The 13,235-nt window shown below is 39.0% G+C and carries 8 protein-coding genes; all 8 read left to right on the plus strand.

From position 1 onward, the window contains the following. The first annotated feature begins 71 nt into the window (after positions 1-71). A complete protein-coding gene (locus F2A31_RS03180; protein ID WP_171490623.1) occupies positions 72-1,295 on the plus strand; it encodes a carbohydrate porin in 1,224 nt (407 codons plus the stop codon). A gap of 141 nt (positions 1,296-1,436) precedes the next feature. After that, positions 1,437-3,836 (plus strand): glucose/quinate/shikimate family membrane-bound PQQ-dependent dehydrogenase, encoded by a 2,400-nt coding sequence (locus tag F2A31_RS03185; protein WP_150025138.1) that lies wholly within the window; start codon positions 1,437-1,439, stop codon positions 3,834-3,836. A gap of 155 nt (positions 3,837-3,991) precedes the next feature. After that, the gene (locus F2A31_RS03190; protein WP_150025139.1) at positions 3,992-7,396 is read left to right on the plus strand and encodes a type VI secretion system Vgr family protein; all 3,405 of its coding nucleotides are present in this window, start codon (positions 3,992-3,994) and stop codon (positions 7,394-7,396) included. A 3-nt stretch (positions 7,397-7,399) separates the two neighbouring features. Further along, a complete protein-coding gene (locus F2A31_RS03195) occupies positions 7,400-7,936 on the plus strand; it encodes a hypothetical protein (RefSeq protein WP_150025140.1) in 537 nt (178 codons plus the stop codon). After that, complete coding sequence (locus F2A31_RS03200) at positions 7,936-10,323, plus strand: hypothetical protein (protein WP_150025141.1); 2,388 nt, start codon at positions 7,936-7,938, stop codon at positions 10,321-10,323. The genes F2A31_RS03195 and F2A31_RS03200 overlap by 1 nt, the downstream gene beginning before the upstream one ends. Further along, on the plus strand, positions 10,307-10,822 hold the full coding sequence (locus F2A31_RS03205; protein ID WP_113996733.1) for a hypothetical protein: 516 nt from the start codon (positions 10,307-10,309) through the stop codon (positions 10,820-10,822). Before F2A31_RS03200 ends, F2A31_RS03205 begins: the two co-directional genes overlap by 17 nt. Before the next feature lie 258 nt (positions 10,823-11,080). Beyond that, complete coding sequence (locus F2A31_RS03210; protein ID WP_150025142.1) at positions 11,081-12,724, plus strand: nitrite/sulfite reductase; 1,644 nt, start codon at positions 11,081-11,083, stop codon at positions 12,722-12,724. Further along, a complete protein-coding gene (locus F2A31_RS03215) occupies positions 12,717-13,202 on the plus strand; it encodes a DUF934 domain-containing protein (protein WP_150025143.1) in 486 nt (161 codons plus the stop codon). The genes F2A31_RS03210 and F2A31_RS03215 overlap by 8 nt, the downstream gene beginning before the upstream one ends. Positions 13,203-13,235 lie beyond the last annotated feature (33 nt).

The following is a 13,235-nucleotide window of genomic DNA, read 5'->3' on the forward strand; positions in this document are numbered from 1 at the left end:
AAAAATAAGAGTAACCTTTTATACACAATAACATAAAAGGTTACGTAAACATGACAATCTCTAAATCTATGATTGTTTCTTGTTTATCCGTTCTATCATTGAGTCTTTTTACACATCACACTCATGCAGCCTCTCCCGCATTTGATCCAAATGGTCAATGGTTGTTTGGTGATTGGAACGGTCAACGCACAGCGTTACAAGAACAGGGTTATAACTTTTCTGCGAATTACACAGGCGAATTTGCAGGGGTTCTAGATTCGAAACAGTCTTCTAGTCGTGGAAATGAATACACGGGTCAACTGGCTCTAGGTACTCATTTTGACCTAAATAAAATTTTAGGTTGGCAAGATACAGAGGCCCAGATCACTTTAACTTATCGTGATGGTCAATCTCTTTCTCAAACTGCAGATGGCTTACAAGGACATTTAAGTTCGGTACAAGAAGTTTGGGGGCGGGGGCAAACATGGCGTTTAACAGAGCTTTGGGTTAAGAAGAAGTTTTTAGATCAAGCACTGGACATTAAAGTTGGTCGATTTGGTGAAGGTGCTGACTTTAATAGTTTTGACTGTGATTTCCAAAATTTAGCATTATGTGGTTCACAAGTTGGTAACTGGGTCGGCGATCAATGGTACAACTGGCCAGTCAGTCAGTGGGCATTGCGTGTCAAGTATAACTTCCAACCAGACTTGTATGCGCAGATTGGGGCGTATGAATATAACCCCGAAAATTTGCAACGTGGCAAAGGTTTCAATCTAAGTACTGATGGATCACATGGTGCCATTATTCCAACAGAATTGGTTTGGACACCTAAACTTGGTGCACAGTCACTTGCTGGTGAATATCGCTTTGGTTATTACTACAGTACAGCTGATGCTGTGGAAATTGCTAACCCATCGAAAACCTCACATAAACAAGGTGGCTGGTTTACTGCAAAGCAGCAATTGACACGTCACGACGGTCAGTCTGATCGTGGTTTAACTGGCTTTGTGAATGTGACGGTGCATGATTCAAAAACCAATACAGTCAAAGATATGCAAAATATTGGTTTGATTTATAAGGGTTTATTGGATCAGCGCCCACAAGATGAGTTGGCGCTTGGTGTAGCGCGTATTCATGCCAATGATAAAAATAATAGTTTATTGGATGAGGAATATAACACTGAGTTGTATTACGGCATTCACGCTACGAATTGGTTGACGATTCGTCCAAATATCCAATATGTCCATCACGTCGGTGCACTTAAAAATGGTGACAAAACTTGGGTTGGTGGAATTAAGTTCCAAACAGTCTTCTAATTTTTGATTTGAATAATTTTGCAGATTTAGTTCATTTCAATGGATTACATCTGCAAGTTTTCATTGTGATTTGAATTTGACGATGAGGTGAAGTGATTTGCTTCATCGTATCTAAAATACTAAAGATGCAAGGGTGATCGTATGAATCAATCTGCTTCAAAATCTGGGCTTAGAACATTGACGGTAATTATCATTGCCCTCATTGCATTGTTCTTGCTCGTTGGCGGTATCTGGCTCGCAGCAATAGGCGGGTCTTTTTATTATATAATTGCAGGTGTGCTGTTACTTATTGTCGCAGTTCAACTTCATAAACGTGCTTCTGGTCCATTATGGGTCTATGCGGCTCTAATGCTAGGGAGTGTAATTTGGGGTGTTTGGGAAGTGGGTACAGACTTCTGGGCACTTGCACCACGCCTTGATGTGTTAGGTGTTTTAGGCTTGTGGTTGTTAGTACCAGCAGTTACACGTGGTATAGACAACTTAACCTCAAGTAAAGTGGCTTTATCATCTACTTTAGCCATTGCAATTGTGGTGATGGTGTATTCAATATTTAATGATCCACAAGAAATTAATGGCGTTATTGAAACGCCACAGCCTGAACAAGCGAAAGCATTAGAGGGGATCGCACCTGAAGATTGGCCTGCATATGGTCGCAGTCAGGGCGGTGAGCGTTATTCACCACTCACACAGATCAATGATAAAAACGTTAAAGATCTGAAAGTGGCTTGGACTTTCCGTACCGGTGATTTTAGAACTGAGAATGATTCAGGCGAAACAACGAATCAGGTCACTCCAATTAAAATTGGCAATAATCTGTTTATGTGTACTCCGCATCAGCATTTAATTGCAATTGATCCTGCAACAGGTGAAGAGAAGTGGCGTTTTGATCCAAAGCTGAAATCGGATAAGACTTTCCAACATTTAACCTGTCGTGGTGTGATGTACTACGATGCGGATAATACGACTAAGTTTGCAACCAGTTTACAGGCTAAAAAGTCAACCTCTACTGAGTGCCCAAGAAAAGTCTTTGTTCCTGTCAATGATGGTCGTTTAGTTGCTGTAAATGCTGATACGGGCAAAGCATGTTCAGATTTTGGTGAAAATGGCGAAGTGAATTTACAAGAATTCATGCCATATGCTTATCCAGGCGGCTACAATCCGACTTCTCCTGGTATTGTGACTGGGACGACTGTAGTCATTGCAGGTTCAGTAACAGATAACCATTCAAGCCAAGAGCCATCAGGTGTGATCCGTGGCTATGATGTGAATACTGGTAAATTGTTATGGGCATTTGATACAGGTGCTGAAGATCCAAATGCTTTACCTGGTGAAGGTGGAACATTCGTTCATAACTCTCCAAATGCATGGGCACCACTTGCTTATGATGCGAAACTTGATATTGTTTATGTTCCAACTGGTGTAGGTACACCTGATATTTGGGGCGGAGATCGTACCGAGTTGAAAGAGCGTTACGCAAATTCAATGCTCGCCATCAATGCAACCACAGGTAAACTTGTCTGGCATTTCCAAACCACACACCATGATTTGTGGGATATGGATGTACCATCACAACCATCTTTAGCTGATATTCAAGATAAATCTGGTCAGACTGTTCCTGCGATTTATGTACTAACAAAAACAGGTAACGTATTTGTGTTGGATCGCAGAACGGGTGAGACTGTTATACCGATTACAGAAAAGCCTGTTCCACAAACAGTAAAATGGGGACCACAGACCAAGGGTGAGTTTTATTCACCAACACAACCATTTTCTGATTTCAATTTAGCACCAAAAGATAAATTAACCGATAAAGACATGTGGGGTGCCACCATGTTGGATCAGTTAATGTGCCGTGTGAAATTTAAACGTCTCAATTACGATGGTATTTATACACCACCTTCTGAGAATGGAACCTTGGTGTTCCCTGGTAACTTAGGTGTGTTTGAATGGGGCGGGATGTCAGTGAATGCTGACCGTCAAGTGGCTGTGATGAATCCAATTGGATTACCTTTTGTGAGTCGTTTGATTCCAGCAGATCCAAATCGTCAAGCTGTTGCACGTGGTGCGGGTACGGAGCATGGTATGCAACCAATGTATGGTACGCCATATGGGGTTGATATCAGTCCATTCTTGTCACCATTTGGTTTGCCATGTAAACAACCTGCGTGGGGCTTTGTTGCTGGTGTGGATTTGAAAACTCACGATGTTGTATGGAAAAAACGTATTGGTACGATTCGTGACAGTTTACCAAATCTGTTCCAATTACCACCTGTGAAAATTGGTGTACCTGGTTTAGGTGGACCGATTTCAACGGCTGGTAATGTAATGTTTGTTGCTGCAACACAAGATAATTATATTCGAGCATTTAATGTGTCGAATGGTGATAAATTGTGGGAAGCACGTCTACCAGCAGGTGGGCAGGCAACACCAATGACCTATGAAATCAATGGCAAACAATATGTCGTCATTATGGCTGGAGGACATGGTTCGTTTGGTACCAAAATGGGTGATTATTTAGTTGCATATGCTTTACCAGATTAATTCCTTTTAGATTCAAAATGCTCACTTCGGTGGGCATTTTTTTTTATTATCGATTTGAAGTGGTGATTAAATACGTCACTTTTCCATCAAAATAGACAGATCTATCTGGCTTGTATAAAATTTCGACCTAATAAAAAAAGGAATACCATAACAAAATGCTTTTAAATATATTCCATGTACTTGAAAAGTTGGGGTTAAATGCGCAAAAACGTGCAATTCAAGTTCAATTTTCGCATCCGATGCTTAATGCGCAAGTATTTTTGCAATCGATTGATGGAAATCATCAACTGAATCAGGGGGTAATGGCTGAGCTGATTTGTCTGTCAACGAATGCCGCTATTCCATTAAAAGCGTTTATAGGGTGCCAAGTTGCTGTAGATCAGATCACAGATACAGGGCACTTGACCCGCACAACAGGAATCATCACTGCCGCAGCACAGGGACAAAGTGATGGTGCTTTAAGTCTTTATCGACTGACGCTACAAGATGCCACAGCGCTTTGGACAAAGCGTCGTAATAGCCGCGTATTTATGAATCAATCCGTGGTTGAAATTATTCAAACCTTATTCAAGGAATGGCAAACACGTAGCCCATTATTTGCTGCAAGTTTGACATTAGATCTGAGTGGGCTAAGTAAAGACTATGATATACGTCCTTTTACGATGCAACACAATGAGCTAGACGCTGATTTTATCCAGAGATTACTGGCTTCAGAATCTATAAATAGTTTGATCGATGAAGCACAGCATATTGTTCCTCACAATACTGCGCCAATCCAAGCACAAAAATTGCGTCTGATTGATGATAATCAACAATATCAGGCACTCGAACGTCGAAACATTCGGTATCATCGGAGCAGTGCAGCAGAACAATATGACAGTATGACCAGTTTGGTTGCTCAACGGAGATTACAACCCACAACGGTACATATTCAAAGATGGCAAGCTGATGCATTGGATCAAGAAGATGGCGCGGGCAGCGTTCAAAGTACACATTCTCATAGTGAACATTATGACAATCTCAGTCTAGGATTGGAGGATGCTTGGCATTTTACACCTGCATGGATTCAGGATTTAAAAGGTGATGATGGTGTCACAGCATCAGGTAGTCAACAAATTGAACGTCTAAATGAGCACCGTAATCAATATTATAATGCTGCTGCTAAACACTTTATTGCGCATACAACGGTTCGTGATGCCTATGTCGGTTATTGGTTTGAACTGAGAGAACATCCTGAGATTGATTTACATACTGCTCAAGACCGAAATTTTTTAATTACAGCAAAGCATTTTTATCATCATAACAATCTACCCAAAGAGCTAAATTTACAAGTTAGACAACTCTTACAAAATAGCCAATGGCAAGTTAGAGATTTTAATAACAACAATGAACGCCAAGCCAACCAACTTACCTTACAGCGTTACCATGTTCCAATTGTCCCTGAATATGACCCGATCAGGCATCGTCCGATTGCATATCCTCAACGAGCAAGAGTGGTCGGACCTGAAGGTGAGAGCATTTATGTCGATGAATGGGGACGGATTAAAGTCAGATTTCTGTTCACGAGGAGTGAAGATCATCAGCATGATGGGGGTGCTGGCTCTAATAATAATGATAGCGACTCTGCATGGATTGATGTCCTGACACCTTGGGCGGGCGAGGGCTATGGTGCACGGTTCCTACCACGAATCGGTGAAATCGTGGTGATTGACTTCTTTGACGGTAATATTGATCGTCCGTTTGTGATGGGACGTATCCATGAAGCACAGCGTTCACCGACCCGTTTTGATATTAAAGGACAATTACCTGATACCAGGCGACTGAGTGGTATTCGTAGTCAGGAGATTGGTGGGCAAGGATTTAACCAACTACGATTTGACGATACGTCGGGACAAATCAGCACGCAATTACAAAGTAGTCATGCAGCAACACAATTAAATTTAGGTCATTTAAGTCATCCCAAAGCCCAAGAGCATAGTGCTGGGCGTGGAGAAGGTTTTGAGCTGAGAACGGATGCTTGGGGTGCTGTCCGGGCAGGCAAAGGCATGCTGATCAGTACCTATGCACAAGAGCAAGCGATTGCAGATCACTTAGAAGCAGCACAAGCGCAGTCTTTACTCAATCAAGGCTATGAAAGCATGAAAATGCTCAGTCTTATTGCTGAAAAACAGCAAGCGGATGCATTAAATGTCATCCAGCGACTGCCTAAATTTATTCAGTCGTTAGAGCTTAATAGCAAAACTCAAGCACTGAATAAGACCGTAAATCTGTTTAAGAATGAATTGAAAGACGATCCATTACATGCCTTGAAAGACTGTGGAGGTTTTATTAAGGATATCAGTGGCTTTGGTGGAGACACAAAAACAATTGTTGATGAATTTAATCAATTCTTTGCCGATAGCAAAGATGCAATCAATAACTTAAAAGATTTCATTGAAAGCGTTGAAGCACACGGGGCTGATATTGTTAAAGGACAACTGGCCAGTTTAAAAGCTAAAATTAAACAAAATCCATTTGAGAGCCTTCAAGAAGTTGGACAAGTGCTGGCAAACGTAGAGATCAAAGATTTTGATTTGATGAGTACCTGTGGCACCTTCAAGAAAGGGAGTCAACTCAATGTTAGTCCTTTACAAGCGTTAAACTCCTTACAAGGTTTCATGGAGGGATATACACAAAACTTAGAAAATAGCGCTGATGCCAAACAACAAGAACAAGGAAAAATATTTAGACAAGCTTTAATGCTCCTCGCATCACCGAATGGGATTGCATTGACCACACCTGAAAATATTATTCTTCAAGCCTCACAAGACATAGCGGAAAGTGCTAGCGGTTCGATTAATTTGAGTGCTCAGAAAAATATTATTGGTCATGCGCAAGATAAAGTGAGTTTATTCGCTGCCACGAAAGGACTTAAAGCCTTTGCTGCAAAAGGAAAAGTTGAATTACAAGCACAAGATGACATGATCGAAGCAATTGCCCGTCGTGTCGTAAAGATTATATCGACCGAAGAAAAAATAGAGATCACTAGTCCTGTTGAGATTGACCTAAAAGCTGGTGGTTCACAACTCAAGATAAATAAAGAAGGGGTTTTTATAAACACAGGCGGATACTTCAAAGTGAAAGCAGGACAACATGTATTTGAAAGTGGCACAACCGTCAATGCAGAGTTACCGAGCTTACCGAAAAGTGGTGTTTACAGTCGACGTTTTGATTTTAGTGGTTTGGTTTCACCTGAATTATTACAAGAGGGTTTTCTATACAAAGTAATTAATCGAGCCAAAAAAACTGAATATGTTGGTGTTTTGGATGAAGACGCAAGGACTGAGCGAGTTTTTAGTGATAACCCGGATCAAATTGAAGTTGTTCTGTTAGGAAAAAATAAAGAAAGTGCCGATAAGCTTTTGTTAGTGGAGGAAACTATAACTGATGATGGGTCTTTGGAAGAAGCATGTTGTGGTCGTGATGAGCACCACCATGACGATTGTGAACACTCTCAAGCAGAGACAATGGATGAGTCAGATTTAGAACATGATTTTAAGCATTTTGGATGTGGGGAATAAGAAATGAGAATAGCGCAAGTATTGATAGGTTCACTGGTTTTATTCCAAAGTGTGAGCTTATATGCCGAGAGTGCTAAACAATGTTTGAAATATTGGAATGAGCCAGTAGTTCAATTTGAGTTGCTAAAAGATACTCAATGTCCGCATGTATGGGAGGATAACTTTAATCCGCATGGTAAAAAAGTGGTGGAGAAGATAGGTTTTAATCTTAAAAATAATAATTGGATGTCTGCAGGGATATGTAGTCATATTAAATATAAGAAGAATAATTATTACATTTACTGGGCGGATATGAAGCACAATAAAACGGATCTTATTATGATTTTTAATGATAATGCTGCATTTTCATATTCTAGAGAAATAGATAGAACTAAAATTAGTGATAGTGGATATACAGATAAAGATGTTCTCGATGTAAACTTGTCATGTGCGAAGGTGGGGAGTGATTCTGATCTGATATCTGTCTTAAATAGCTATATTTTAAAAGAAACGAATATTAAGAATATTTATAAGTATCAGATTGCTGATTGGTTTAAATAATGAAAAAGACAATTAGATTTTCAGATAATGATGTTGTTGAGTTTGATTTTAATCGATCTGGTTTTATTCAGGCTGTAAGTTATAAAGAATCATCTTCTGATTTAAGGCAGCCTTTGAGTGTAAGAAGAAATGTATTTTCTGCAGCAAAAAAAAATGATAAAGGATACGTTGGGTTATTCCAGTTCGGTGAAGCTGCGTTAATAGATTTGGGTTATTATAAGCATTGGGATAATAACACAGATAAAACAAAAGCAAATGACTGGACTGGAACATGGACAGGTAAAGCTGGGATTAATAGTTTATCTCAGTTTCTAAACTCCCCTGAGAAGCAACTTCAAGCTATTCATGAATGGATTGATCTTTTATGTAATCGATTACGGAATCGAAATTTCAATGAGTTTTATGGAAAGACCATCAACGGTATAGAAATTACTGAGTCTGGAGCTATAGCTGGTGCCCACTTAGTTGGAGACGGTGGCTTAGGTTCATTTTTTGGTATAAACGGTTTTAAAGGTAAATACAAAGAATCTGATGGAAATGGTGTCCATATCAGTAAATATATCGAAATGTTTAACCATTTTGATTTGGAAAATTGCTGCCAAAGAAAAATTTATATTGGTTTGACGGATGCTGAAAAAAATGCTTTAGCAAATAAAGAGGTTATTGTTGTTTCTCGCTATGATGGAAAATATGTATCTGGTGAAACAAGAGTTAAGTTAAAGAGTGATGAGCAGGGAAATCTCCCAGTGATTGTGCGTCATCCAAATACTGAAATAAAAATTTTAGCAGATGGAAAAGAGTCGAATAGTATTGTACAGAAAGCCAATGAAAAGCAGAGAGCAACTTTAAGCGACTTTCCAATTTCTAGTTACGCTGCAACTTTAGAAACAGAAAGTACACCTCAACCAAAACCACAAACGAACAAAACTCCTCAAGAATTGAGAAGTGAACAATCTCAAACAATGCCATCCACACCAGTTGAGCATTCTAGAATATTAAGAGATATCCCATTTAATATTCAGATTGTGGAAGGAGATTCTGGACGTCCTATTCCTAATATGACCTTTTTTCTGACATATAAGGGGAATATAAAAAAACATACTGCGGATGGTACGGGGACTAGAAAAGGAGTAATTGCTGAAGAAGGGCAAGATATTGAACTATCAGTGGAAGGAGATGGTCATAAACAAGTGATTCATCATTTCAAAGTGGATGCAGCACTCAGTAATCAAACCTTAAAAGTACGGTTACCTGTACATAGCTTTAGTATAAGAGTCACCCAAAACGGTCAACATGTAGCAAATACATTGTTTAGTATTTTTTATAGAGGACGGGAGATTCCGAAAAGAACAAATGCATCAGGAATTATTACTGTAAAAATGCTCACAGGCTTTGTTTTTGGCTTTGGAGTCAAAGGTAAAAGTTTGGTATTAAGTCGTGTTGAAAAATCTGCTGCAATCAAAGGTTTTATTGTGAATGCAAGTGCAGTAAAAGCATCAAAACTACATGAAACAGCGGACGAGCAACGGAAACGACAACAACAAGCAGAAACAGCGAGATTACAACAACAGCAAAAAGAAGCTGCTGCAAAGAAAGAAAAAGAAGCTGAGGAGGAAAGAAAAAAAGCTAAAACTGAAGCTGATAAAAATAATCAAGCACGACAAAATAATGGCTATACTCAGAATGGTGGTCGACCAATCACCACAGTGAGTCGTCAAGCACCTGTAACCAGTGATACAACTCGCTATCATATTTATCATAATGGAAAAATTAAAAGAGAGAATAAAGCTGCTACAGGATATGCAGAGTTTATTTATTATGATCAGCAAGGTAATGCTTATAATTTAGGGAAGTCGAGGTATGTTGTTGCGTTGAAAAGAGGAAAAAATAATATAACTGTAGGTGGTAATGTTTATCTTATTGATCAAAGAAAACATACATATTATAGAAATGGTACTATTAATTATAAGTGGACTATAATAAGTAGTAGCCATAGATACTATTTAAATGGTGTAACAATGGCTGCAGTGTTAGGGGCACTTATTGATTATGGTAGTGAAGAGTTTATTGGGAGTGGTTTTAGTACAGTTGATGCTAAATCAGCTAGACCAAGTACTAGTCATATTAATGGAGAAGCTGGCGATTTTAGATATTTAGGTATTAATGGAGCTCATAAGAATGGGGCTGTATGGACTAATTATCCTACTTTTGATATGGCCGCGAATACAAAATTTGTACAGGTACTAAGGAAGTTTGGGTTTGGTACTTTTTTAACAGGTACTAAAGAAGTTGGTGGTACAGCTAAAGTCCCTGGTACTAGTTATTGGGATGGACACCATCATCATTTACACATAGGAAGGCATAGTTATAATGTTGAAGATATTTAAATGGGGCTGGTTGATTTTAGTGGGAGTATTACTTATTTCCTGTAGTGATGATATAAAAAAGGAAGCTGATATAAAGGTAAAAAATATTCAATTTGAACTAGATGGTGTGAATGGTATAAAAGTAAATAGTTCTTTTGATAGTGCTAAATTAGAGAAATATACAGAAGAGATTGATGGCTGTTTTTTAGCTAAAGAAGTAAATTCTGATAATGGAATAAGTTATGAAGTTAGTGATGGTTTTATTAAAACTATAAGAACTTCGGAGCAAGGTATTTTATCTCCTTATGGTGTTGCTGTAGGGGATCATGTGGATCAAATTTATAAAAAGCATCCTTCAAATCTGAAACCTAAAGTTGAAGATAATGAAAATGGTTTAGCCGGTGAAAATATTTTTATCTATTTTTGGAATGAACCAAATCAACAGTCAGGTTTAAAATACAGTGTTGATTCAGATATTGTTACATCAATATCTATGGGAAGTTTAATGGATTGTATATAGGTTTCCTAAGAACTTATCTAGTGACTTTGTATGAGGTTGTTAGATAAGCGTCCTTTCAATACCTATTGATGTTTTTGTTTAGATAGAGAGGAGAACGATACAATTTTAAAGTTCTCTTTTTTATTGATGTCATCTGTTACTGAGCCCCATCAAGCTTATCAATAAAACCGTTATTAAATATGCAAAAAAAGCATTTTATTGATGATAAAAAGCTCGCTATGCTAACTGCCTTTATCATGAATTTACTAGCCGTACGCCATGTATTTATATACTGATTTCGATCAACAACTGATTAATCAACGTGTTGCTCAGTTCCGTGATCAAACAGAACGCTATTTAGCGGGAAAATTGACTGAAGACGAGTACCGTCCTTTACGTTTGCAAAATGGTTTATATGTGCAACGTTACGCACCTATGTTGCGTATTGCCGTGCCGTATGGCTTGATGAATACAAAACAACTTCGAAAAATTGCTGAGATTGCGACTGAGTACGATCGTGGATATGCACACGTATCGACTCGTCAAAATATCCAGTTGAATTGGCCTGCGTTGGAAGATGTGCCAGATATTCTTGAGGAATTGGCAACGGTGCAAATGCACGCGGTTCAAACATCTGGTAACTGTATTCGTAATACGACAACAGATCAGTTTGCTGGCGTTGTTGCGGGTGAGATTGCTGATCCACGTCCAACATGCGAATTGATTCGTCAATGGAGTACATTCCATCCAGAATTTGCATTCTTACCACGTAAATTCAAAATTGCAGTTTCTGCACTCGCTGAAACAGACCGTGCTGCTACAGCATTCCATGATATTGGCGTGTATATCGTGCGTAACGAGGCGGGTGAAATAGGCTATAAAATCATGGCTGGTGGGGGCTTGGGCCGTACCCCAATCATTGGTAGTGTCATTCGTGAGTTTTTACCGCGTGAAGATTTAATCGCTTATCTTGAAGCGACATTGCGTGTTTATAATTTGCATGGTCGTCGTGATAACAAATATAAAGCACGTATTAAAATTCTCGTAAAAGCATTAACACCTGAAGTATTCGCACAGAAGGTTGAAGCTGAATTTGAACACACACGTGAGGCTTTGAAGATTCAGCCTGAAATCTTGAAAAAGTTAGATGAAGAATTTACCCCATTTGATTATCAAGATTTAGAAGATCAAGATTTTACGGCATTATTTGCTGAATATCCTAAATTTAAGCAATGGTTCAATGTCAATACCAATGCGCATAAAGTCAAAGGTTATCGTATCGTGACGATTTCCTTGAAGCGTGCGGGTATTGCACCGGGCGATATGACGTCAGAGGAAATGAACTTAATTGCAGACTTAGCTGATAAATATACTTTTGGCGAATTCCGCACCACACACGAACAGAATATTTCGTTAGTGGATGTGCCTCAAAAAGATTTATTTGAGTTGTGGCAAACACTTGAGCAAAACGATATGGCTCGCGCACATATTGGTTTTATCACGGATATTATTTGCTGTCCTGGCGGAGATTTCTGCTCATTGGCAAATGCCAAATCTATTCCAATTTCAGAAGCGATCACACGTCGTTTTGAGGACTTGGATACCATCTATAACTTAGGTGAGCTAGATTTAAATATCTCGGGTTGCATGAATGCATGTGGTCATCACCATGTAGGAAATATTGGTATTCTCGGTGTAGATAAAAAAGGTGCTGAGTTCTATCAAATCACATTGGGCGGTAATGCAGATCATGACGCCTCAATCGGTGACATCTTAGGACCATCTTTTGCGGCGGATGTGGTACCTGATGTTATTGAAGAAATTTTGAATACTTACCTAGATTTACGTACAGAAGGTGAGCGTTTCATTGACACATATCGCCGTGTTGGTATTCAACCATTTAAGGAGCGTGCTTATGCTTAATACTTCGCTACAAGTGCTTTTTAAAGACGGTACAATTGCTGATAATACCTATCAAGTCATTGCTGAAGATGGCGTGATTCCACAAGGCGATGTCGTTGTTACTACAGCACAATTAGACCAATTAGCAAATATACAAGGTAAAAAAGCGCTGTATATCACTGTGAATGATTCGCCTGAAGCACATCAATTTCCATTAAATGAACTTGATGCGATCTTTATTGAGTTTGCCGGTTTCAATGATGGCCGTGGTTATTCATTTGCGGCTTTATTGCGCCGTCAGGGTTACCAAGGTGAGTTGCGTGCGGTCGGTGATATCTTCAAAGACGTTTTAAATTATTTAAAACGTTCTGGCTTTGATACTTTTGTGGTTAAAGAAGGTAAAGATATCCATGAAGCTGCGGCTGGGCTTCAAGATTTTACCAATCCTTATCAGGCTTCTACAGCTGTACCACAAGCAAGTTATCAGACAGGGGCCTAAGTCCTGTCTGAAAAAAAGCTGAACATTTCAATG

The organism is Acinetobacter suaedae (assembly GCF_008630915.1).
Lineage (GTDB): Bacteria > Pseudomonadota > Gammaproteobacteria > Pseudomonadales > Moraxellaceae > Acinetobacter > Acinetobacter suaedae.